Source organism: Prevotella sp. KH2C16, assembly GCF_900113305.1.
In the GTDB taxonomy this organism is placed as follows: Bacteria; Bacteroidota; Bacteroidia; order Bacteroidales; family Bacteroidaceae; genus Prevotella.
Window position 1 is genome coordinate 172,520 of record NZ_FOOW01000001.1, and the last position, 24,658, is coordinate 197,177.

Below are 24,658 nucleotides of genomic sequence, written 5' to 3' on the forward strand. Positions count from 1 at the left end.
GCCGAGATTATCATTCTGTCAGCCACCTTTTAAATTCACCCCTGTGCCTTTCTGTTCTCCATGGTACGGCACTCCCCGCCCCGCGTCAGACATTCCGCTCGATCACAAAGTCCAGATAGGCCTCAAGGGCACGCTTGATGGCCGGGTCGGAAACCTTTCTGTCGATGAACTGCCGGCACTCCCCGTGGAAATCCCACATGCGTCTGTCGGCATATTCAATGCCTCCGTTCTCTTTCGTGAAGGCCACCAAACGGGCGATTTCATCGCTCGTTATCTCCCTGCTCTTCACCTTCTGTGCCAGCCGGAACATTTCCTCGTCGCCCGTGGAATTGAGCGCATAGATGACGGGCAGGGTCAGCTTGCCCTCAGCCATGTCGTTCCCAGTGGGCTTGCCGATTTCCTTCGAGTCATAATAGTCGAAGATGTCGTCGCGAATCTGGAAGATAATCCCCAGGTTCTGGCCGAATTTCTTGGCCTGCTGCACATCCTCCTCCGATGCGCCCGACGCCTCGGCGCCGATGGCGGAACAAGCCTCGAAGAGCGCGGCGGTCTTTCCCTTGATGATGTTATAGTACACCTCTTCCGATATTTCCTGGTTCTGAATATTGGAAAGTTGCAGGATTTCACCGTCCGAGAGCGTCCTGCCCAGCTGGGCAAGGTATCTAACGATGCGCTCCCTGTGGGTATAAGACACATACAGCAGTGCCGTTGAGAGGATGTAGTCGCCCACCAATACGCTCACCTTGTTGTCATATACGGCGTTCACCGAGGCCTGGCCGCGGCGTTCCTCACTCTCGTCCACCACATCGTCGTGCACCAGACTGGCCGTATGAAGCAGCTCCAGCCCTACTGCAGCATGCTGGGTAACCTCGGTAACCGCACCGAAATTCTTCGCCATCAGCAGTATCAGCATGGGGCGCATGCGCTTTCCGCCGCGCTGGCGGATGTGGTCAAGCACCTGGGCAAGCATCCCGTCGCTATGGTCGAGAGAGCGGTTGAAAAGGTCGATGAAATCGGATAATTCTGAAGAAATCGGTTGTTTGATGAGCGGTAGATAATCCATCTGATACTGAATTTTGATACAAATTTAGTGATTTTATCAGTAAATGTTGCAAAAAATTAGTAATTTTACACGAGAAATACTATTTATTATGGAGAAACTTTTCCTTTTGGATGCCTACGCATTGATATATCGGTCGTATTACGCTTTCATCAAAAACCCCCGTATCAACTCCAAGGGGCAGAACACATCGGCCGTAATGGGATTCCTCAACACGCTCAACGAGGTGATCACCAAGGAGCAACCCACCCACATAGGAGTGGCTTTCGACCACGGAAAGACCTTCCGCAACGAGGTTTTTCCTGCCTATAAGGCGCAGCGCGAGGAGATGCCGGAGGATATCAAGGCCAGCGTTCCCATCATCAAGGATATCCTCGAGGCCTACCATATCCCCATTCTGCAGGTCGACGGGTTCGAGGCCGACGATGTCATCGGCACCCTTGCCACCCAGGCAGGCCGTCAGGGCGTGGAGACCTACATGCTCACGCCCGACAAGGACTATGGTCAACTCGTGGCCGACAATGTCTATATGTTCCGCCCGAGGCATGGCGGCGGTTACGATAAAATCGGCAAAAATGAAATCAGCGACAAGTATGGCATCAGTTCGCCGGAACAGGTCATCGACCTGCTGGCCCTCATGGGCGACTCGGCCGACAACTTTCCGGGCTGCCCCGGGGTCGGCGAGAAGACCGCGGTGAAGCTCATCAACGAGTTCGGAAGCGTAGACGGTCTCCTCCATCACACCGACCAGCTGAAGGGGAAGATGCGCGAAAAGGTGGAGGCAGCCGTCGACGACATCAAGATGTCTTACTTCCTCGCCACCATCCGCACCGATGTGCCCGTCAACTTAAATCTCGAAGAACTGAAACTCGTGGCACCCGACGAGGAAAAACTCGACTCCATCTTCACCGAACTGGAGTTTAAGAGCCTGAAGAGCAAGATTCTTAATAAAACTGAAAATAAGCCAAAAACCGATAATCCACAGCTCGATTTATTTGCGGAAATCACGCCCGAGAGGTCGGCCGAGCCTGAAAATGCGCTAAAAAACAGCTTTAAAACCATTAAAACCGAATATCAATTGGTTGAGAATGAGGCTCTTATGCTTGAAATTTGTGATTTTTTCAGGACAAAAGAAATTCTCAGTTTAGATACGGAAACCACTTCCACCAATCCCGTCGACGCAGAATTGGTGGGGTTGAGCTTCTCCGTGGAGGAAAACAAGGCCTTCTATGTCCCGGTTCCAAGCAATCGTGAAGAAGCCCAAAGAATTGTGAATATATTTAAAAAGGTGTATGAGGACGAGACTATCCTTAAGGTCGGGCAGAACATCAAGTATGATTACGAGGTGCTGATGAACTATGGCGTGCGCATCCGAGGCAGGATGTTCGACACCATGCTGGCACACTATGTGCTCCAACCAGAGCTTCATCACAACATGGACTACATGGCCGAGACCCTCCTTGACTATCAGACGGTGCACATCGAAGAACTCATCGGCCCGAAAGGCAAGAACCAGAAGAACATGCGCGACCTGCCGCCGGCTGAAATCTGCGACTATGCCTGCGAGGACGCCGACATCACCCTGAAGCTGAAGAATGTGCTCGAACCGCAGCTGAGGGCAGCCGGAGCCGACGATTTATTCTGGAATATAGAGATGCCGTTGGTGCCCGTACTGGCCGAAATGGAGATGAACGGCGTGAGGATAGACACCGATTCGCTGAAGGAAACATCAAGAATTTTCACAGAGCGAATGAACCGATATGAGGAGGACATCTATCAGTTGGCGGGCGAGCGGTTCAACATCTCGAGCCCCAAACAGGTGGGCGACATTCTTTTCGACAAGATGAAGATCGTGGAGAAGCCGAAGAAGACCAAGACGGGGCAATATGTTACCTCCGAGGAAGTGCTCCAGCAACTCAAGTCGAAAGCACCTATCGTGGAGCAAATACTGAACTATAGGGGCATGAAGAAGCTTTTGAGCACTTATGTTGACGCCCTTCCGAAACTCATCAACCCGCGAACCGGACACATCCATACCAGCTTCAACCAGGCACTCACCGCCACCGGACGCCTGAGTTCGTCGGATCCCAACCTGCAGAACATACCCGTGCGCACCGAGGACGGAAAAGAAATCCGCCGCTGCTTCATACCCGAACAAGGATGTAAGTTCTTTTCAGCAGACTATTCCCAGATTGAACTGCGCATCATGGCACATCTTTCCGAAGACGAAAACATGATGGAAGCCTTCCGTTCCGGCTTCGACATCCACCGCGCGACGGCAGCCAAAATCTGGCACGAGGATATGAATGCGGTGTCCGACAGCCAGCGCAAGAAGGCCAAGCAGGCCAATTTCGGCATCATATACGGCATCACCACCTACGGTCTTGCCCAGCGCATGGAGATTCCGAACGGGGAAGCGCGGCAGCTCATAGACGACTATTTCAAGACTTTCCCCAAGGTGAAGGACTACATGGAGCGCGCCAAGGAGACGGCGAGGGAAAAGGGTTATGCCGAAACTCTCTTCGGACGGCGACGCTATCTGCCCGACATCAACTCGCAGAACGCAACCGTGCGCGGATTTGCCGAGCGCAACGCCATCAACGCGCCAATACAAGGCTCCGAGGCCGACATCATCAAGGTGGCCATGATCCGTATCTACGAGCGTTTCCGGAAAGAGGGCATCCGCTCGAAGATGATACTCCAGGTGCATGACGAACTCAACTTCTCGGTCTACCCCGAGGAGCAGGAGCGGGTGGAGCGCATCGTGCTCGAGGAGATGCAGAACGCCTGCAAGCTGCGCGTGCCGTTGGTGGCAGACGCCGGATGGGGCACCAACTGGCTGGAGGCGCACTAAGAAGCCTCTACCCTGCCCTTCCCGGAAGGGAGGGAGCAAGACTGCATACGGGGCTGAAAAACTAACAAGAAAAGAAACGAAAAAGACCAGCAAACAACCCAACCATCATGAAACTCTTCACCCTTATCGTAAATTTCATTTACGGGAACCGAACCTATCAGATTTCCGCGAACAGCATCCGCGAGGCCCTGCACCAGCTTTTCGATACCCGCGAGATGGAGGGCGTGGGGCCGAAAGCCCTCCGCCAGCTGCATGCAGACATTGACTCCGAGCTCTGGAAGCCCTCGCCCTACATGGATATGACCAATACATGGGTCTGCCAATACCGAGTGAACAATGAAGACATGTATATAAACATCGTCAAGACCGACGAGCAACAAGACCCCGACGAGCCGTCAGAACACCTCGAATACAGCGACGGCTTCTACACGGCCGAGCAGGGACACCGCATCATGGAGCATTGCAGCCGGCTGGAGGAAAAGGACGACTGGAAAGCGCTCAAGCGCTACGCCACAAAGATGAGCAAGCTCTACCCCAGAGAATACTACCTGATGACCAAGGTCGCCAAGTGCTGCTACTTCCTTGAAGAGCCGGAGGAAATGCTGCAATGGGCACGCAAGGCCTACGAGGAATGGAGTGAGGATCCCTACACATCGTTCTGGTTAGCTCTCGCACTCTACGAGAACGGTCGCTGGCAGGAGGCCATCCGGCACAGCGACACGATACTCTACTGGGACTTCCGAAACCTTGCCTACGGCCGTTACGGCGAGGATGCCGACTATGCCAGACAGCTCATAGACGACTGCAAAGCCATCAAAGGCCTCTCGCTCTTGGCACTCAATCAGGCGGGCGGAACGGCTCTGTTGCGTGAATACCTTGCCCACGCGAAGGCCTCGGCATCCTATTTCAAGAAGTCGTGGGTAAGATCCAGACTCAAAGAAGCAAGCCTGAAGGAAAACTAAAGGCCGCCGAAAGAAAAGAAAAATCGGTTATTTTATACCGTAAAACAAGTGATTTTATAAGGTAAAATAAGTTATTTTGCCTTGTAAAATGAGTGATTTTACTTTTGCGTTGGTTACTTTTTACGCATACAAAGGCCATCTATTAGAATACGAAAAGCCGCCGGCAGCATCTCTGTCGGCGGCTTTTCGCCTTATGCGGGGTTCACCTGAATGTTTACTTGGGTATGCTCGCCGAGCTCTGCCTTCAGCCTCTGCTCGATGCGCTGCGTGTGCACATAGGTATCGGCAAGCGTCAGTCCGGGCGGCATGGCTATGCACAGGTCTATCGCGATGTCGTTTCCTATCTTGCGAGTCTTGAGCTGCAGCACGCCCGCCACCTGTTCCTCGGCCTCCACTACCCTTCTCGCTGCCTCTTTCTGTGCCTCCGGAATGGCATGCTCCGTCAGTTCCCCTACGGCCTGACTGACAAGTTTGTAGGCCATGCGGATGATGATGAGCCCCATGACGATGGCCGCTATCGGGTCGAGAACGGCCCACCGGGGCCCTAAGAGGATGGCTCCCGCAATGCCGAGCGTGGTGCAGATGGACGACAGGGCGTCGCTGCGGTGGTGCCACGCATTGGCTATCACGGCGTCGGAATTCCACCGCTCCCCCACCCTGTGCATAAAGCGGAACACCCATTCCTTCATCAGCACGCTCATTATCGCTACCACGAGGGCTATCAGGCGGGGCTGTCCGAGCGGCCGGCCGGCTATGGCATCCATCACCTTCTCTATCGACTCGTAGCAGATGGCAATGCCTATGCCAAGGAGAATCAGGCCTATGATGCCCGTGGCCAGCGTCTCATATTTGCCGTATCCATAGTCGTGATTCCTGTCTTTGGGACGGCTTCCGAGCTTCACGAACAAGATGACGATGAGGTCGCTCAGGCAGTCGGCCAGGGAATGCACGGCATCGGCTATCATCGCCGACGACTTGCCGAAGAAGCCGGCGACGAACTTCAGCAGCATGAGCGCTACATTCACGCCGCTTCCTGCTATCGAGACTCTGTAAATATCGGTTTTTCTGTTTCTTGTCATAATCGGTGTCTGCCGGATGGGGAATCCTTGATTAGAGAGTACAAAATTAATAAATTAATTTGAGACAAAACGCTCCCGCGGGGCATTTTATCATTTCCATACATCCTGTTTCTCAAAATATTTCACTATCTTTGCAGCCGTATATACAAAATTCAGATTCTAAATGGCATTAAAATGTGGTATCGTGGGACTCCCGAATGTGGGGAAATCCACGCTTTTCAACTGTCTTTCGAGTGCCAAAGCACAGGCAGCCAACTTTCCTTTCTGCACGATAGAGCCCAACTTAGGCGTCATTACCGTTCCTGACGACCGCCTGACGAAGCTCGCCGAGATAGTGCACCCGGGCCGGATAGTGCCCGCTACCTGCGAGATCGTCGACATCGCAGGCCTCGTAAAGGGAGCTTCCAAGGGCGAGGGACTGGGCAACAAGTTTCTCGGCAACATCCGCGAGTGCGATGCCATCATCCATGTCGTGCGCTGTTTCGACGACGACAATGTGGTGCGTGAGGGCGGCTCTGCCGTCAATCCCGTGTCGGACAAGGAAATCATCGATACCGAACTGCAGCTGAAAGACCTCGAGACCATCGAGGGACAGCTGGCCAAGCAGCAGAAGATGGCTGCCGCGGGCAGCAAGGAGGCCAAGGTGATGGTCAGCGTACTGGAGGCTTTCAAGGCTGCGCTGGAACAGGGTCGGAACGCCCGCAGCGTGGAGTTTGAGAGCAAGGAGGAGCAGCAGGCCGCCCACGACCTGTTTCTGCTGACCACGAAGCCCGTGCTCTATGTCTGCAATGTGGATGAGGCGAGTGCCAAGATGGGCAACGATTACAGTCGCCAAATCGAGCAGATTGCCGCCGAAGAGGGAGCTGAAGCCATGGTGATAGCCGCCAAGACCGAGGAAGACATTGCCTCGCTGGAGACCTATGAGGACAAGAAGATGTTCCTCGACGAGCTCGGACTGGAGGAAAGCGGCGTCAACCGCCTCATCAAGAAGGCCTACCATCTGCTCAACTTGCAGACTTTCATCACCGCCGGAGAGATGGAGGTGAAGGCCTGGACCTATCACAAGGGCTGGAAGGCACCGCAGTGCGCGGGCGTCATCCATACCGATTTCGAGAAGGGATTCATCCGTGCCGAGGTCATCAAGTATGCCGACTACCTGCAATACGGTTCCGAAACTGCCGTGCGCGAGGCCGGAAAGCTCCATGTGGAGGGCAAGGACTATGTGGTGGAAGACGGCGATATCATGCACTTCAGGTTTAATGTTTAGGCATAGAAACCCATCCAAGCCTTCCCAAAGGGAAGGATATGAAAAAGAAAACAATACTTAAAACAGACCGATACCAACTCATGTTATCAAACATCCTTCCCTTTGGGAAGGCTTGGTTAGGTCCTCAATGAATTATGAATATACTATCTTTCATCCTTTGGAACCCTGACCCCGTCATCGGGCACTTGGGATTTATCACGCTCAGGTGGTATGCCACCTGCTGGATTATCGGCCTCTTGCTCGGCACGGTGCTCATGCACAAGCTCTACAAGCAGCAGAATATCCCCGAAGAAAAGTTCGACCCGCTCTTCTTCTACATATTTTTCGGAGTGCTCATAGGGGCAAGACTGGGACATTGCCTCTTCTACGACCCGGCCTATTTCCTCGGCTCCTGGGATCATTTCATCGAAATGCTCATCCCCTTCCACCATATGCCCGACGGCTCGTGGAAGCTCACGGGCTATGAGGGGCTGGCCAGCCACGGCGGCGTCATCGGCATGCTCGTGGCCATCTGGCTGTACTGCCGGTCGACGAAGGTGTCCGGCTGGGTGGTTCTCGACAACATGGGCATCTGCTCAGGCATAACGGCTGCCTTCATCCGGCTGGGTAATTTGATGAATTCAGAGATTATCGGCAAGGTTACGGATGTGCCCTGGGCGTTCATATTCGAGCGTGTGGATCAGAGTCCGCGCCACCCCGGGCAGCTCTATGAGTCGCTCGCCTACCTCTGCTTCTTCCTCCTCATCCTCTTCATCTATAGGAAGAAAGGGCCTAAGAGCGTGGGAACGGGCTTCTATTTCGGGCTTTGCCTGACCCTCATTTTCACCTTCCGCTTCTTCATCGAGTATACAAAGGAGATTCAAGTAGCCTTCGAGGCCGGGCTCCCCATGGACATGGGACAGATCTTGAGCCTGCCACTGATCGCCATCGGCGTGGCCTGTCTGGTAGGCGGAAAATGGATGCGGAAACTCGGGGCAAAGCCCAGAGGATAGATAAAAACAAATACTGAAGGGGAAACAGGCAATGGGACATCCTGCAAAGTGGGGTTCCCGCCTATTTTCCCTTCAGTATTTTCTTAATGTCATTCAACTTGTTGAGAGCCTCGACAGGCGTCAGATTGTTCACATCAAGGCTCAATATCTCGTCGCGAATCTGGCTCAAGACCGGGTCGTCGAGCTGGAAGAAGCTCAGTTGCATGCCCTCCCTACTCTCCTCGAGATGCTTGATGTTCGGCTTGCCGGCACTTCCCACGCTCGCATTATCGGCCTCAAGCTGCTTCAGAATTACATTCGCGCGCTTCACGATGCTCTTCGGCATGCCCGCAATATCGGCCACATGGATACCGAAAGAGTGCTCCGAGCCCCCGCGCTCCAGCTTGCGGAGGAAGATAACCTTGCCGTCTACCTCCTTTACACTTACATTATAATTCTTAATACGCGAGAAATTCTTCTCCATCTCGTTCAGCTCGTGATAGTGCGTGGCGAAGAGCGTGCGTGCCCGAGCTTTCGGCTGTTCGTGCAGATACTCAACGATAGCCCAGGCAATGCTTATCCCGTCGTAGGTAGAAGTTCCTCTCCCCAACTCGTCGAAGAGAACCAACGATTTCGGGGTAACATTGTTCAGGATGTTGGAAGCCTCCGTCATCTCGACCATGAAAGTAGATTCGCCGAGCGAAATATTATCCGACGCCCCCACTCGAGTAAATATTTTGTCCACCAGACCGATTCTCGCGCTCTCTGCGGGCACGAAGCATCCTATCTGGGCAAGTAGCACGATGAGTGCCGTCTGGCGCAGCAGAGCGCTCTTTCCGGCCATGTTCGGACCGGTAATCATCATAATCTGTTGCTTCTCCGTGTCGAGATAGATGTCATTGGGCACATACCGCTCTCCTATCGGCAACTGCATCTCGATAACCGGGTGGCGACCCTGCCTGATGTCGATGACCTCGTCATCGCTTTCTACCACCGGTCTTACATAGCCATTTTCCTCGGCAGTCTTCGCGAAGGAGAGCAGGCAATCGAGGCGCGCCAGTAGGTTGGCGTTGATCTGTATCTGGGGAATAAACTCCTGCATGGCGGCTATGAGTTCGCTGAAGAGCTGCGCCTCGAGCGCCAGAATCTTCTCGTCGGCTCCCAGAATCTTCTCTTCATACTCCTTCAATTCCTGCGTAATGTAGCGTTCGGCCTGTGCCAGAGTCTGCTTGCGAACCCACTCCTGCGGCACTTTATCCTTGAAAGTGTTGCGCACTTCGAGGTAATAGCCGAAGACATTGTTATACCCCACCTTCAGGCTTGATATGCCCGTGGCCTCGATTTCGCGCTCCTGAATCTCAAGTAGATAGTCCTTTCCGTTGCGCGAGATGCGCCGGAGGTCGTCCAGCTCGCTGCTATAGCCGTCGGCAATCACATCCCCCTTGTTCACCAACTGTGGCGGATCGGGTTGGATTTCCTGCTTTATGCGCTCCCTCAAAGACTCGCAAAGGTTCATCTGCTCCCCCATTCGCTTCAGCGTTTCATTCTTCGCATACAGGCAGGAGCTCTTGATCGGCTCGATGGCAGCCAAGGCATTCTTGAGCTGAACCACCTCACGGGGCGACACCCTGCCGACGGCCACCTTCGAGATGATGCGCTCCAGGTCGCCGATACGGTGCAACTGCTCGTCGATGAGCTGGCGGAACTCGGGCTCCTTAAAGAAGAATTCCACCACATCCAGCCGCTGGTTGACGGGTTTCTCGTCTTTCAGGGGGAACACAATCCAGCGTTTCAGCAGGCGTCCACCCATCGGCGTGGTGGTCCGGTCTATGACATTGAGCAGCGACGCGCCGTCTTCCTGCATGGGGGCAAGCAGCTCCAGCGAGCGTATGGTGAAGTTGTCGAGGCGCACATAGCGTTCCTCCTCAATGCGGGAGAGCGTAGTGATATGGTTGATATTCGTGTGCTGGGTAATCTCCAGATACTGCATGATGGCCCCTGAGGCGATGATTCCGCTTCTCAGATGTTCCACGCCGAAGCCTTTCAGGTTCTTCGTACCGAAGTGTTTGAGCAGCTTCTGGCGTGCCGTCTGCTCCGTAAACACCCAGTCGTCGAGCTCAAAGACACAATAGCGAGTACCGAAAAACTTCTCGAACTCTGCCTTCCGGGCGCGGTCATAGAGCACTTCCTTGGGTCCGAAGTTGCCCAGCAGCTTCTCCACATAGTCGTATGTGCCCTCTCCTACAAGGAATTCGCCCGTGGAAATGTCGAGGAACGACACGCCGCAAGCCCCTTTTCCAAAGTTCACGGAAGCCAGGAAGTTGTTCTCCTTGTAGTTGAGCACATTGTCGCTCATGGCTACGCCGGGCGTAACGAGCTCTGTGATGCCCCGCTTCACCATCTTGTCCATCTCCGTGAGACCTTTCTTTCCCTTGATCATCTCACGCTTCTTCTTCGGGTCTTCCAGCTGGTCGCAGATGGCCACGCGCTTTCCCGCACGGATGAGTTTGGGCAGATAGGTGTCGAGGGCATGATGGGGGAATCCTGCCATTTCGGCTCCCGAGGCGGCTCCGTTGTTCCTTTTCGTGAGCGTAATGCCAAGTATCCTGGAGGCTTCTACCGCATCTTCGCAGTAGGTCTCATAGAAATCCCCGCAGCGGAAGAGCAGCAAAGCCTCGGGATGCTTGTTCTTGAAGCTGAAGAACTGCTTCATCATAGGAGTCATTCCCTTGTCGTCTTTTGCCATCAAACTAATCTTTTAGAGCCACAAAGATACTGAATTCCGGCGGAAAATCCAAACAGCCCGTGTGATTTTATTCCTGATAGGCCGCCAGTTTCTTCAGGTAATAGTCCTTGAAGTCCTGCCAATGATAATAGGGGGCACGGTCGGTGGAGAAGGGGAGAGTTACCTCGTTCTCGTTGTCGAGCACCTTCACGAGGATGTCGTTGCGGTCGGCCTTGCTGCGATAGAAGATGAACTGCAGGTTGGCTCCCATCGGCACGATCTTGTAATCGCGGAACCCTGAGCTGGCAAGGGCTTCCAGATTGTCTACTGGCTTGTCCAGTCCGTTGATGCCGAGAAGGCAGGTGAGCGGATAGACCATGCTGTCGTGCCCGTAGCGGAGCGTCGCTCCCGGATGGTCGAAAGCCATGCAGGAGTCAGCTTCCTCGATGATTCTCCTCAGCAGGTTGCGCTGCTTGTAGGGTCGCTTGCCGTCCGTCAGCTTGTCAGGGCCGCCATAGAGATACCATTCCGCATTGTCCAGCAGCCAGTGATGGTAGACTTCGTCCTCGTCGAAGATATCGAAGAGATCGATGTCCTTGCGCAGTTCCAGGCTCTGCATGTTGGAGGCAATGGCAAAGAGCTGGTTCGAAAGCTTCGTCGCGTTCAGCTCATTCTGCCAGTAATTCTTGTCGTTGAAGAGCAGTTTCATGGTATGTTCGTGGCGGTCGTGCCGCTTGCAGAACTCCTCATAGGCCTTGTCGGCTCCCCGGCTCTTGGAAAGCGAGTCGAGTTTCTTGTCGCTCATATTCATATAATACATGTCGGCATAGCTCGCATCGTGGCTGATCTGCAGTTCCGGATTCAACCTCAAGAGAGCCTGAAGGGCGTTCTCCATGCTCAGGATACAGCGGATGACGATGGTGCTGTTGGCCTTGATGTCGGTTTTCCCTGCAAAGACCTCCGGAAAGTTGCGGTACATACGCGTGGCAATCTCCTGATGTTGCCGTGCTCCGAGCCGGCTCAGCTCGCCATCGCGACCGTTGGCGGCCTTCGTTACGAGAGCCACCTTGGCGAGCACCTCCTTGCCCTTGGCAGTCAGCTTGCCGGCCTTGTCGGCCCTCTCCAGCGTGGCAAGGGCACCTGCATAGGCCTGCTTGCCGATCAACCAGCGGGAGCCGTGGCGGCCGTAGTGGCTGATATAAAAGGGTGCATAGCCTTGCGGGGTGGGGGAGTAGACCTGCTGTTTAGGGCCGGGATAGGCCAGATAGCAGCCTCCCGAGCGCAGCCTGTTCTCCTTGATTTCCTTTTTCGCGTCCTGGGCCTGTGCTCCGCAGGCCACAAGTAATGTGGTCAATAAAACGATAAGATGCTTCATGTCGAAAAGATTATTTGTTTCCAGCAAAAGTAATCAAAATATTTGGAATGGACAAAGATTGCCGGCCGAAAAGCTAAATGCCGTCTTCTATGCGACAAATTCGGCGATTTTGTCAGACGGTAAGCGGCCTTTAGCTCTTCAAGGAGGCTTGTCTGCCCTGCCAACCGGCGGCTCATCGCAGCACTTCTCGGCTCATGAAGGCAGCAATGGTCTTCTTCCTCACATAGTTGAAAGACAGGTACATAAAGCCACGATACGGGTTGTCGGTGCCCCAGGAGTTCTTCGCGATGAAGTATTTATTGCCCTCCCTGTCGTGGGCGATGCCCACCAAGGCCATCGTGTGGTCGTCGGTGGTCTGGATATGGTCGAATGCCGACTGGCGCTCCTCCTGCGTGCACGGTGTTCTCTCGTTGTCCAGTCGGGCAATTCCCTTGGCAAACGAGAATCCCTCTTCCGATGTATCACCCTCCCAGCAGACGGCATGGCCGCTGCGCAAGGCTTTCTCCATATAGCCCATCAGGTCGTCGATGGGAAGGTTGAGATAGGTGTCATACATCTTGTTGTCGGGCGTCTCCAGTACAAAAGACTCTCCGAAAGGATGATGCAAGAAGCTCGTCAATGCCACATACTCACCTTCACGGCACACGCTATGCCCGAATTCGAGCGGGCTATACTGTGCTCCGAGCATGAAGACCATGTGCGGCTGATAGTCTATTTCCTGGTCGAGCATATCACCCATGCCGCGGCGGAAATCGCCGAAATCATGAGTTGTCGCCGACAACTGCCGCAACTTGCGGCACAGGACATTGTAGTTTACGCCTTTCCGTGCATGATAAGAGTCATACGGCATGGCTCCGTAGAGACTAAGCAGACGGAGCGCCGTCGAGCCCATGCCCCTCAAGTCTATCCCCTGAGACCCGTGCGAGAGATAGCTCTGACAAGCCTGATACTCCAGATACTTACGGGCCAGAAAGTCGATAGACAAGTTCACGGAGTCGCCCAGACCTATATGTTCACTCTCGATGGTGGCCAGCATGGCGTATATCCAGCACAGCGAACTGCGCCCCTGATTCTTCACGGGCGTGGTCTTGAGTCTCACCTCATCCACGAAATCAGCTATCCCGCCCGGCATCTTGCCCGACCTCGAGCATCCGGCGAGCAGCAATGTCGCCAGCAACAATGATAGATAAATCTGCGATTTCTTCATAATCAACGGGACAAAGATAACAAAAAAGAAGAAAAACGGAAAGGATAAGGGGATGAAAAGTGAACGGGCATTCCCTCAACAATCATGATTTATCTTATAAAAGATAACCTTTTACCTTTTTATAATTCAACTTATTTTGTTTTTTCGTACCTTTGCAGCATGAACGAGAATATCCAAGATTTTGAGATTATGGCTCCCGTGGGCTCAAGGGAGAGCCTCGCGGCAGCCATTCAGGCGGGTGCTAACTCTGTCTACTTCGGCATCGGACAGCTCAACATGCGGTCGCACTCGGCGAATCACTTCACCATCGACGACCTGCACGACATCGCGCAGACCTGCCAGGAACATGGCATCAAGACCTATCTCACCGTCAACACCATCATCTACGACAACGACATAGAGACCATGCGGCAGATTGTCGACGCGGCGAAGGCGGCCCGCATCTCGGCCGTCATTGCCTCGGATGTGGCCGTTATGACCTATTGTAACAGGGTAGGGGTGGAGGTTCACCTCTCCACTCAGCTCAATATCACCAACATCGAGGCGCTGAAGTTCTATGCGCAGTTTGCCGATGTGGTGGTACTTGCCCGTGAACTGAACATGGATCAGGTGGCAGCCATCTACCGGCAGATACAGGATCAGCAGATAAAAGGCCCCAAGGGAGACCTCGTGCGCATAGAGATGTTCTGCCACGGAGCCCTCTGCATGGCCGTCTCTGGGAAGTGTTACATGAGCCTTCACAATGCCAATCGCAGTGCCAACCGCGGTGAATGCGTGCAGATTTGCAGGCGTTCCTATACCGTAACCGACAACGAAACGGGCAACCAACTGGAGATAGACAACAAGTATATCATGAGCCCGAAGGACCTGAAGACCGTCCGTTTCATCGACCGCATGATGCAAAGCGGCGTGCGAGTATTCAAAATCGAGGGGCGTGCCCGCGGCCCGGAGTATGTCTACACCGTGGTTTCCTGCTACAAGGAGGCCATCCGCAGCGTGCTCGAAGGCACCTTTACCGAGGAGAAGAAAGACCAATGGGACGAGCGATTGGCCACTGTCTTCAACCGGGGATTCTGGGACGGCTACTATCAGGGGCAGACCCTGGGCGAATGGAACAAGCACTACGGCTCCGTGGCCACGGAGAAAAAGGTGCTCATCGGCAAGGTCATCAAGTACTTCTCCAAGCTGGGCGTGGCCGAGATAGCCGTCGAGGCCGCCCCGTTCAGCAAGGGCGACAAGCTCTTGATAACGGGAAACACCACGGGCGTGATGTATCTCGACGCCGACGAGATACGCTATGAGCTCCACCCTGTGGACACGGCGGAGCAGGGATGGCGGGTCTCCATCCCCGTAAGCGGCAAGGTAAGACCTAACGACAAGTTGTTTAAGTTAGTAAAACAAGCCCATGAAAACGATTAACGAACTACAAGACGAGGTCATCGAGGAGTTCTCTGACTTCGACGACTGGATGGATAAATACCAGATGCTCATCGACCTCGGCAACGACCTTGATGTGCTCGACGAGAAGTATAAGACCGAGCAGAACCTCATAGACGGCTGTCAAAGCCGCGTATGGGTGCAATGCGACTACGAGGGGGGGCGGCTCCGGCTCACCGCAGACAGCGACGCCCTCATCGTGAAAGGCATCATCGCCCTGCTCATACAGGTGCTTAGCGGCCACACGCCGACGGAGATTCTCGGCGCCGATCTCTACTTCATCGACCGGATAGGACTGCGGGAACACCTGAGCCCGACCCGTTCCAACGGACTCCTTGCCATGGTAAAGCGCATCAAGGGCTATGCCCTGGCCTACCAGAACAAGGAAAACAGCTAAGACCGGAAAGATGAAACGATTGTTTAATATCCTCATTGTGTTCGCATTGACCCTGCCCATACAGGCACAGGAAACCGACAGCCTCGTCGCCGCATGCCTCAACCAGAGCGACTGGTTTCGCCTGCAAGAGGTGTACCGCACCGATAGCAGTCGGATTTCCCCTTTCCTCCGACTATTCTCGAAGGCCATGCTCAACCATTTTCTCGGTCGCCCGAAAGCTGCGGTGAACACCCTAAGGCAGCTCTTGAGAGACTATCAGGGCGAACTGGGAAGCTCTAATCTGATCTCCCTGGTTGCCATGCTGGGGCAGAACTATAGTCTGCTGGACGACAACAAACAGGCGGCAGCCGTCTTGCAGAACCTCGTCAACGCATACAAAGACAAGATTGACTCCACCTCGCTGGCACCCTATGTGGCACGCCAGCACAACTATCGTGGCCTGAGTGAATACGACCTCTATCAAGCAGAACAGCCGAAGACCATCTATCAGATACCTTTCAAGGTTCAGGAAGTGGGCGACTCGGCCCAGTCGCTGTTCTTCGCCGACGGGTGGTTGAACGGCCACAAAGGCAGTTTCGTCCTCGACACGGGAGCCAGCTACAATGTGATTACTCCCGACTTGGCCGCTGCCTACGGACTGAAAACCATCGACGGAAGCGTTCTGGCAAAGGGAATCAAGACGCTGGAAGGCCAGACGGCCATCGCCGAAAGCCTGCAGATAGGCGATCTACGGCTGCGCAATGTGCCCTTCGTGGTGCTCGACCTCCAGAAGGGAGACAGGATTCCGGCACAGGCCTTGGCACCGCTGAAGCTGATTATCGGGCAGCCCTTGCTGCGCCGGTTTGCCTCCTGCACCTTCGATTTCACGCAGAACACACTCACGCTGCATGCCGACAGCACGGTCTCAAGCAACCTAACCGACCTGCGACCCAACCTCTGTTTCACGTCGGGAGGCGTGCTGCAAGTGAACACCGGCGATGGCCGTCGCCACTATCCCCTCGTCTTAGACAGCGGCGCGACCACCAGCTGGATGGGCCCCGACTACTACAAGGACCACACGGCTGATGTGGCCAGAGAGGGAAAGTGGGATATCAAGGGCGGCGCAGGCTACGGCGGAGTGAGTTATACGAGCCAGTTCGTCATGCCGCAGATCACCCTCACCATCGGCGAGACCACCTTCAGCATGAAGCAGATACCCGTTATCACAATGTCGACCGAACAAAACAACATCGACGGCGGAGCCGGCCGACTGGGCAACGACTTCTTCCACCGGTGGCAGCAACTGACCATCGATTATACCCGGATGACTCTCGAACTGAAATAAAGCATGCGTAAACTGCGTACCATAGAGATGAAACGGCTCTCCGTAGACGAGTTCAAGGAAGCCCGCAAGCTGCCCCTCGTCGTCGTGCTCGACGATGTGAGGAGCCTCTACAATGTCGGATCCGTGTTCCGCTCATGCGACGCATTCCGCGTGGAGACCGTCTATCTGTGCGGTATCACGGCCTGTCCGCCCAATGCGGAGATACACAAGACCGCCCTCGGAGGCGAGGACAGCGTAGACTGGCGATACTTCGAGCGCACCGAAGACGCCGTGCGGGAACTGCGGCGGAACGGCTACTTCGTCTACAGCATCGAACAGGTGGAGGGTTCCACGAAGCTGCAAGACCTTGACCTTACCCATGAACTGCTGCACGAAGACCGCTATGCCGTGGTCTTCGGCAATGAAGTGAAGGGCGTGAAACAGACCGTGGTCGACCTGAGCGACGGCTGTCTGGAGATACCGCAGTTCGGCACCAAGCACTCGCTGAATGTCAGCGTCGCGGCGGGCATCGTCATCTGGGAATTTGCCAAGAGGCTGGAACTGTAAGAGTAAGTCGCCGCCCGCAACCCTTTCAGCGGTCTCCTTGACAGTAAAACAACTTATTTTATCTTTTAAAATAACTGATTTTACCGGCTAAAATAACTGATTTTATATTGTGAAATAACTCATTTTACTTTTCTGAAAGCCGTCCTTCAAGTTCAGGGAAACGGCTTTCTGCATCTTTGGTAGTCGTTTCCGACCGTCTTTCCTGTAAATGAATTTCCCCCGGTCTGCCCTTGCTATTCGAAAAGGCGATAGGTTCTCGGCATCTTTTTCATGGCCATTTCGTTCTGTTGATGCCGCTTCGACTCTATGTATATCACGGCGGAATGCTTGTCGTTGGGAATGTCGTAGAGCCGCTGCAGGGGCCTGTCGTTTGTCGGCGAGAGGCTCAAACTGGCCTCCCGCATGGCAAAATAAGTCTCCCGCTCCTTCTTGGGGCGGCCCTTGCCCTTGATATAATTGGAGCGTTTCACATAATACCGATAGGTAACTTGCGCCGGATAATAGGCTCCGGCGTGCTGGGAAAAGCGGATATGGGTGTCCATTGTCCAGTCTTCATAGCGCAAGCCGATGGCAGCCTTGGCAATGGAAAGAACCAGGGAATTCATCTTCTCGTCAAGGTTACACTGCAGGCCCGTGAAGCGCGAAGCCTCCAGGACTACGCAGCGGGCAGTATCGAGGGTCAGCGTCCCGCGGTCGTCCTTGTATTTCTGCGACCAGAAGACCAGCTGGACGATGTTCTTGTCGGCACTCTCATAGGCCTCGTTCACCCTGAACACATGCTGCCGGATGAACTTGCGGTCGATGGCTGCCGCCGCATGTTCATAGAGCATCAGCTGCATGGCATAGAAATCCACGCCCGCCGTAGTGTCTTTATAGAATACCACATTGGTCTCCGGACACACCTGATACATGCTGTCCCTGCCCAAATTGCGGAGGGAGGGCACATACATGATTCCCTTGCTCCGGAAGGCATAGCCCACGGAATCGCCGATGTTGCGCTTGTCATAGTCGTAGGCAGCATAGGTGTCGGCGGGCTGATACAGCAGAGAACGCAGCTTGAGGTAGCGAGCGAGTTTGTCTTTTATCCACCCGGGTTCCTCGTTTCTTACCGTAACCTCCGACAGGAGCTGAACCTTAGGCTCCAGAAAGACGGTATCCGTAAGGTTTCGCAGCACCACAGGGCGGTAACTGACATGGGAGATTGTCAGCTTCTTGAAGGGAAACCGCACCACGGCTACGCCATTGCTGTCCGACGAAGTGGCAAGAACGCCCTTCCCTCCGCTCGTATAAAGACTCGCATGAGATACCGGCAGCCCATTCACCGCATCCCATATCACGCACCTTTCCTGTGCCTCGCACGCCACCGAGAAAAACAAATATATCAACAGAACCTGGAAAAAACGCATTTGAGTTATCTCTTTGAATGCAAAGATAGCACATTCACGGCTATTTTGAAAATTATGAGTCCGATTTTAAAATTTTATCATGAATTTAATGTATCTTTGCACTTAATTAATAAATAGTTTACAGGAAATCATGGAACAGACTTTGCTTGTCTATAATACCCTTACCCGCCGGAAGGAGGCTTTCAAGCCTTTGCACGCGCCGAATGTGGGCATGTATGTCTGCGGTCCTACCGTCTACGGCGACCCGCATCTGGGACATGCCCGGCCGGCCATCACCTTCGACATTCTCTTCCGCTACCTGAAGCATCTGGGATACAAGGTGCGCTATGTGCGCAACATCACCGATGTGGGCCATCTGGAGCACGATGCCGATGAAGGCGACGACAAGATAGAGAAAAAGGCACGGCTGGAACAGCTCGAGCCGATGGAAATCGCACAGCACTACACCAACCGCTATCACAAGGCAATGGAGTTGCTGAATGTGCTGCCGCCGTCCATTGAGCCGCAGGCCACGGGGCATATCATCGAGCAGGAGGAGCTGGTGAAGCAGATTTTAGCCAACGGCTATGCCTATGAGAGCAACGGCAGCATCTACTTCGATGTGGAAAAATACAACCGGGACCACCAATACGGCATTCTCTCCGGCCGCAACCTGACCGACATCATCAACCACTCGCGCGACCTCGCGGGAACGGAAGAGAAGCACAATCAGGCCGATTTCGCCCTCTGGAAGAAGGCACAGCCGGAGCACATCATGCGCTGGCCCTCACCCTGGAGCGACGGATTTCCCGGCTGGCACTGTGAGTGTACGGCCATGGGGAGGAAGTATCTCGGCAGCCACTTCGACATCCACGGCGGCGGCATGGACCTCGTTTTCCCGCATCATGAGTGCGAGATAGCTCAGGCTGTGGCCTCGCAGGGCGACCAGATGGTGCACTACTGGATGCACAACAACATGATTACCATCAACGGACAGAAGATGGGGAAGAGCCTCGGCAACTTCATTACGCTGGAGCAGTTCTTCACCGGCAGCCACGAGAGCCTCGACCAGGCCTACTCGCCGATGACCATACGCTTCTTCATCCTAAGTGCCCACTATCGTGGTACCGTCGATTTCTCCAACGATGCGCTGAAAGCGTCGGAGAAAGGACTCGAGCGCCTCATGAACGGCATCGGCGACATGGAGCGCATACAGCCGGCAGCCGAGAGCGATGCGGCAACCCACGATTTCGTGAAAGGCCTCGCCCAGAAGTGCTACGACGCCATGAACGACGATCTGATGACCCCGCTCGTCATCAGTAATCTCTTCGAAGCCTGCAAGCTTATCAATACCCTGCTCGACCATAAAGCGACCATCAGCGCCGAAGACCTCGGCAAATTAAAGTCGACTATGAACCTCTTCACTTTCAACCTGCTCGGCCTGAAGAGCGAGAAGGGCAGCAACAACGATGCCCGCGAGGAAGCCTTCGGCAAGGTGGTGGACATGGTATTGGAGCTTCGCGCCAAGGCCAAGGCCGACAAAGACTGGGCGACAAGCGACAAAATACGCGACGAGCTCGCTGCCGACGGCTTTGAAGTGAAGGACACCAAAGACGGTGTTACCTGGAAATTGAACAAGTAGTCTCATCAAGCTGATAATATAAAACGGAAATGGAATATAACTTCAGAGAAATAGAGAAGAAGTGGCAGAAGAAATGGGTGGAACAGCACACCTATCAAATAACGGAAGACAAGCAGAAACAGAAATACTATGTGCTCAACATGTTTCCGTATCCTTCAGGGGCAGGACTGCATGTAGGCCACCCTTTAGGCTATATCGCCTCGGACATCTATGCACGCTACAAGCGCCTACAGGGCTTCAATGTGCTCAACCCGATGGGCTATGATGCCTACGGACTGCCCGCCGAACAGTATGCCATACAGACTGGTCAGCATCCGGCCATCACCACCGAGCAGAACATCCGCCGCTATCGCGAGCAGCTGGACAAGATAGGATTCTCGTTCGACTGGACCCGTGAGGTGCGTACCTGCGACCCTGTCTATTATAAATGGACCCAGTGGGCATTCCGGAAGATGTTCAATTCCTATTACGACAACGACCTGAAGAAAGCCCAGCCCATAGAAAACCTCATCCATCACTTTGAGGACAACGGCACGCTGGGCATGAATGTGGCATGCTCGGAAGAACTCGTCTTCTCTGCCCGAGACTGGAGGAGCATGAACGAACATGAGCAGCAGAAGACCCTGATGAACTATCGCATAGCCTATTTGGGCGAGACTATGGTGAACTGGTGCCCGGGTCTTGGGACGGTGCTTGCCAATGATGAGGTCATCGACGGCGTTTCCGAGCGCGGCGGCTATCCGGTAATCCAGAAGAAGATGCGCCAGTGGTGCCTGCGCGTAAGCGCCTATGCGCAGCGTCTGCTCGATGGTCTGGACGACATAGACTGGACTGATTCCCTGAAAGAGACACAGCGCAACTGGATAGGACGGTCAGAAGGTACGGAAGTGGAATTCGCCGTCAAGGACAGCAATGTCAAGTTCACCATCTTCACCACGCGTGCAGACACCATGTTCGGCGTAACCTTCATGGTGCTGGCTCCCGAGAGTGAGTATGTGGGAAAGGTAACCACCCCGGAACAGAAAGAGGAGGTGGACAAATATCTGGAGTATGTAAAGAAGCGCACCGAGCTGGAGCGCATGTCAGACCGAAAGGTTACCGGCGTCTTCACAGGCTCCTATGCCATCAATCCGTTTACGGGTGATGCCATCCCAATCTGGGTTTCGGAATATGTGCTTTCAGGCTATGGAACCGGTGCCATCATGGCTGTTCCTGCTCACGACAGCCGCGACTATGCCTTCGCCAAGCACTTCAACCTGCCCATCCTTCCATTGATCGAGGGGGCTGATGTATCACAGGAGAGCTACGATGCGAAGGAAGGCATCGTGATGAACAGCCCCGTCGCGGGCAAGCAGACACCGTTCTCCCTGAACGGACTCACCGTGCAGGAGGCTATCGCTGCTACCAAGAAGTATGTAACCGAGACAGGTCTTGGCCGCGTAAAGGTGAACTATCGGCTTCGTGATGCCATCTTTTCGCGTCAGCGTTATTGGGGTGAACCGTTCCCAGTATACTATAAAGAAGACATGCCCTACATGATTCCGGAGCAGTATCTGCCGCTGGAATTGCCGGAGATAGACAAGTATGAACCCACGGAAACCGGTGAGCCGCCATTGGGAAGAGCCAAGAAGTGGGCATGGGACACCGCCAACAACAAGGTCGTGGAGAAGAGTCTCATCGACAACAAGACTGTGTTCCCGCTCGAACTATACACTATGCCGGGCTTTGCAGGCTCTTCGGCTTACTATCTGCGGTATATGGATCCAAAGGACGAAAATGCCCTCGTGGCCAAGGATATTGATGAATACTGGCAGAATGTAGACCTCTATGTGGGTGGAACGGAGCATGCCACGGGGCACTTGATTTACTCTCGATTCTGGAATAAGTTCCTCCATGACTATGGCGTAAGCTGCAAGGAAGAACCCTTCCAGAAACTCATTAACCAAGGCATGATACAAGGGCGCTCCAACTTTGTCTACCGTATCAACAGCGACGATCATGATGCAGCCCCCGTATTCGTATCCCTCGGCCTGAAAGACAAGTATGAAACCACTCCCATCCATGTAGATGTCAACATCGTGCATGCCGACATTCTCGACATCAACGCTTTCAAGACATGGAGACCTGAATATGAGAATGCGGAGTTCATCCTTGAAGATGGCAAGTATGTCTGCGGATGGGCCGTGGAGAAAATGTCGAAGTCGATGTTCAATGTAGTCAACCCCGACAGGATCGTAGAACAGTATGGAGCCGACACGCTGCGCCTTTACGAGATGTTCCTGGGTCCTGTAGAGCAGAGCAAGCCTTGGGATACCAACGGCATAGACGGTTGCCACCGTTTCCTGAAGAAGCTTTGGAATCTCTTCTATGACAACCGTACCGGCGCATTCCTCGTCAATGATGAAGACCCCTTGCCGCAAAGCCTGAAGAGCGTACACAAGCTTATCAAGAAAGTTACGGGTGATATTGAGAACTTCTCGTATAATACCGCCATCTCCGCATTCATGATTTGCGTAAATGAAATGGGGCAGCAGAAGTGTCATAGCCGGGAACTACTCACCGATTTGGTCATCCTCATCGCCCCCTTTGCGCCACATATTGCCGAAGAACTCTGGGAAACTCTGAATATGAAGGGTAGCGTCTGTGATGCCCAATGGCCGACATGGAACGAAGAATACCTCGCGGAAGACGAGATTCAACTTACCATTTCCTTCAACGGAAAGGCCCGGTTCCAGATGAAATTCCCGGCAGATGCCTCTCATGAAGACATTCAGAAGGCCGCACTTGCTGATGAGAAATCACAGAAGTATATGGATGGAAAGAATGTCGTTAAGGTAATTATTGTTCCTAAAAAAATCGTAAACATCGTGCTTAAATGACATTAGAGAGACAATATTTGTGGAGAGAAGCCAAGGATTATATCTTCATTACCTTGGGCTTACTCCTCTATACCTTTGCCTGGACGGTATTTCTCCTTCCCTACGAAATTGTAACGGGCGGTGTAACAGGTATGTCGGCCATCATCTTCTATGCCACTAAATTCCCCATTGAAAATACCTATCTCTTCATCAATATCGCCCTGTTGGGCGTAGCCTTGAAAATATTGGGCTTCCGGTTTATGATGAAAACCATCTATGCCATCATCGCGCTCTACTTCATGTTGAAGTTCGCACAGATGCTGATGCCAAAAGACGAGACAGGACACTTCATCCGGATACTCGGCGAAAACCAGAACTTCATGTCGCTCATCATAGGATGCTGTCTGACCGGAACCTCGCTCGCCATCGTCTTCCTGAATAACGGAAGTACCGGAGGAACCGACATCATCGCAGCCTGCGTGAACAAATACCACAACTTTTCAATAGGACAGGTATTGATTCTCGTGGATTTCCTCATTATCGGAAGCTGCTTCTTCTTCCCGCAGTTCGGGCAAATCTTCGAACGAGCCCATAAGGTGGTATTCGGTTTCTGCACCATGGTCATAGAGAATTTCATGCTCGACTATGTGATGAACCGCCGTCGCGAGTCGGTACAATTCATGATTTTCTCCAAGAAATATCAGGAAATTGCGAATGCCATCGGCACCGAAATGGATCACGGAGTAACGATTCTCGACGGACACGGATGGTACACCGGACAGGAGATGAAGGTGCTCTGCATACTTGCCAAGAAGAACGAAAGCGTGAATATATTCCGCCTCATCAAGATGATAGACCCGAATGCCTTCGTATCGCAAAGTTCTGTCATCGGCGTATATGGTGAGGGATTCGACGAAATGAAGGTAAAAGTTCCGAAGCAATATGAAAATAGTTTTCGCGACGAACAACAAGAATAAGCTTCACGAAATCCGTGAGATTTTGGGAGACAATTTTGAGATTGTCTCCCTGAACGACATTGGCTGCCACGAGGACATTCCAGAAACGGGCAATACATTGGAGGAAAACGCCCTTCAGAAAGCCAGATATGTCTATGAAAAATACCACATTGACTGCTTTGCAGATGATACTGGACTCGAAGTGGAGACTCTTGACGGAGCACCCGGCGTCCATAGTGCCCGCTATGCCGAAGGAACTGATCACGACAGTGAAGCCAATATGCAGAAACTATTATGCGAGCTGAGCAACAACGAAAACCGGGAAGCACAATTCCGGACGGTCATCGCATTGATACTTCATGGCGAATTACACGAGTTTGAAGGCGTGGTAAAGGGACATATTGGAACCGAGAAACATGGCACGGAAGGTTTCGGATACGACCCTCTTTTCATTCCTGAAGGATATGACAAAAGCTTCGCCGAACTGGGGGATGATGTGAAGAATAGAATCTCTCATCGGGCAAGAGCCGTAAGGAAGCTGGCCGACTATCTTGTAAAAAACCGTTAGAAGGATTGCTTTTAGCCGTTAAAAGGAACGCTTCTAACGGTTAAA

Annotated in this window: 18 protein-coding genes; 12 read left to right on the forward strand and 6 right to left on the reverse strand. The window is 53.4% G+C overall.

All coding sequences use genetic code 11. The features are described from left to right. Nucleotides 1–85 precede the first annotated feature (85 nt). Nucleotides 86–1,063, reverse strand: a complete 978-nt coding sequence (locus tag BM114_RS00665; RefSeq protein WP_092109102.1) for a polyprenyl synthetase family protein — start codon at nt 1,061–1,063, stop codon at nt 86–88. An 88-nt stretch (nt 1,064–1,151) separates the two neighbouring features. Here BM114_RS00665 and polA point away from each other — a divergent pair, with 88 nt between their 5' ends. Both polA and BM114_RS00675 read left to right on the forward strand, forming a co-directional pair. Continuing rightward, the gene (gene polA, locus BM114_RS00670; protein ID WP_092109105.1) at nt 1,152–3,914 is read left to right on the forward strand and encodes a DNA polymerase I; all 2,763 of its coding nucleotides are present in this window, start codon (nt 1,152–1,154) and stop codon (nt 3,912–3,914) included. Between the two features lie 107 nt (nt 3,915–4,021). Continuing rightward, entirely contained in the window at nt 4,022–4,876 is an 855-nt protein-coding gene (locus tag BM114_RS00675) for a tetratricopeptide repeat protein (protein ID WP_092109108.1), read from the forward strand. A 191-nt stretch (nt 4,877–5,067) separates the two neighbouring features. On the opposite strand, the gene BM114_RS00680 is transcribed toward BM114_RS00675, so the two are convergent. Beyond that, nucleotides 5,068–5,955, reverse strand: coding sequence for a cation diffusion facilitator family transporter (locus BM114_RS00680; protein WP_255406373.1), 888 nt, complete (start codon nt 5,953–5,955; stop codon nt 5,068–5,070). A 163-nt stretch (nt 5,956–6,118) separates the two neighbouring features. On the opposite strand from BM114_RS00680, the gene ychF reads away from it, so the two are divergent. Together ychF and lgt are read left to right on the forward strand one after the other, a co-directional pair. After that, nucleotides 6,119–7,222 (forward strand): redox-regulated ATPase YchF, encoded by a 1,104-nt coding sequence (gene ychF / locus BM114_RS00685; protein ID WP_092109114.1) that lies wholly within the window; start codon nt 6,119–6,121, stop codon nt 7,220–7,222. Between the two features lie 134 nt (nt 7,223–7,356). Next, nucleotides 7,357–8,214 (forward strand): prolipoprotein diacylglyceryl transferase, encoded by an 858-nt coding sequence (gene lgt / locus BM114_RS00690; RefSeq protein ID WP_092109117.1) that lies wholly within the window; start codon nt 7,357–7,359, stop codon nt 8,212–8,214. Between the two features lie 61 nt (nt 8,215–8,275). Here the strand turns inward: lgt and mutS are convergent, their stop codons facing one another. The 3 genes from mutS to BM114_RS00705 all read right to left on the reverse strand — a co-directional run bounded on the left by mutS (nt 8,276) and on the right by BM114_RS00705 (nt 13,500). Beyond that, nucleotides 8,276–10,939 carry a DNA mismatch repair protein MutS gene (gene mutS / locus BM114_RS00695; RefSeq protein WP_092109120.1) on the reverse strand — a complete coding sequence of 888 codons (2,664 nt, stop codon included), beginning with the start codon at nt 10,937–10,939 and terminating at the stop codon, nt 8,276–8,278. 67 nt (nt 10,940–11,006) lie between these two features. Continuing rightward, entirely contained in the window at nt 11,007–12,293 is a 1,287-nt protein-coding gene (locus BM114_RS00700) for a histidine-type phosphatase (protein ID WP_092109123.1), read from the reverse strand. A 172-nt stretch (nt 12,294–12,465) separates the two neighbouring features. Beyond that, nucleotides 12,466–13,500, reverse strand: a complete 1,035-nt coding sequence (locus BM114_RS00705) for a C1 family peptidase (RefSeq protein WP_092109127.1) — start codon at nt 13,498–13,500, stop codon at nt 12,466–12,468. Between the two features lie 159 nt (nt 13,501–13,659). Here BM114_RS00705 and BM114_RS00710 point away from each other — a divergent pair, with 159 nt between their 5' ends. From BM114_RS00710 to BM114_RS00725, 4 genes are read left to right on the forward strand one after another with little or no spacing between them, the layout of a single operon-like run. Continuing rightward, on the forward strand, nt 13,660–14,919 hold the full coding sequence (locus BM114_RS00710; protein WP_092109131.1) for a peptidase U32 family protein: 1,260 nt from the start codon (nt 13,660–13,662) through the stop codon (nt 14,917–14,919). Further along, nucleotides 14,906–15,334: a SufE family protein gene (locus tag BM114_RS00715; RefSeq protein WP_092109134.1), complete on the forward strand. Its 429-nt coding sequence runs from the start codon at nt 14,906–14,908 to the stop codon at nt 15,332–15,334. Before BM114_RS00710 ends, BM114_RS00715 begins: the two co-directional genes overlap by 14 nt. Before the next feature lie 10 nt (nt 15,335–15,344). Continuing rightward, nucleotides 15,345–16,658, forward strand: coding sequence for a retropepsin-like aspartic protease (locus BM114_RS00720; protein ID WP_177207009.1), 1,314 nt, complete (start codon nt 15,345–15,347; stop codon nt 16,656–16,658). A 3-nt stretch (nt 16,659–16,661) separates the two neighbouring features. Further along, nucleotides 16,662–17,204, forward strand: coding sequence for an RNA methyltransferase (locus BM114_RS00725; protein WP_092109140.1), 543 nt, complete (start codon nt 16,662–16,664; stop codon nt 17,202–17,204). 233 nt (nt 17,205–17,437) lie between these two features. Here BM114_RS00725 and BM114_RS00730 read toward each other — a convergent pair whose 3' ends face one another. Then, nucleotides 17,438–18,610: a hypothetical protein gene (locus BM114_RS00730; protein WP_092109143.1), complete on the reverse strand. Its 1,173-nt coding sequence runs from the start codon at nt 18,608–18,610 to the stop codon at nt 17,438–17,440. 130 nt (nt 18,611–18,740) lie between these two features. On the opposite strand from BM114_RS00730, the gene cysS reads away from it, so the two are divergent. The 4 genes from cysS to BM114_RS00750 are packed head-to-tail and all read left to right on the forward strand — an operon-like array spanning nt 18,741 to nt 24,613. Then, complete coding sequence (cysS, locus tag BM114_RS00735) at nt 18,741–20,231, forward strand: cysteine--tRNA ligase (protein ID WP_092109146.1); 1,491 nt, start codon at nt 18,741–18,743, stop codon at nt 20,229–20,231. 29 nt (nt 20,232–20,260) lie between these two features. Next, on the forward strand, nt 20,261–23,110 hold the full coding sequence (gene leuS, locus BM114_RS00740; protein WP_092109149.1) for a leucine--tRNA ligase: 2,850 nt from the start codon (nt 20,261–20,263) through the stop codon (nt 23,108–23,110). Then, a complete protein-coding gene (locus BM114_RS00745; RefSeq protein WP_092109152.1) occupies nt 23,107–24,066 on the forward strand; it encodes a YitT family protein in 960 nt (319 codons plus the stop codon). The genes leuS and BM114_RS00745 overlap by 4 nt, the downstream gene beginning before the upstream one ends. Continuing rightward, nucleotides 24,032–24,613 (forward strand): non-canonical purine NTP diphosphatase, encoded by a 582-nt coding sequence (locus BM114_RS00750; RefSeq protein WP_092109155.1) that lies wholly within the window; start codon nt 24,032–24,034, stop codon nt 24,611–24,613. Before BM114_RS00745 ends, BM114_RS00750 begins: the two co-directional genes overlap by 35 nt. Nucleotides 24,614–24,658: the final 45 nt, after the last annotated feature.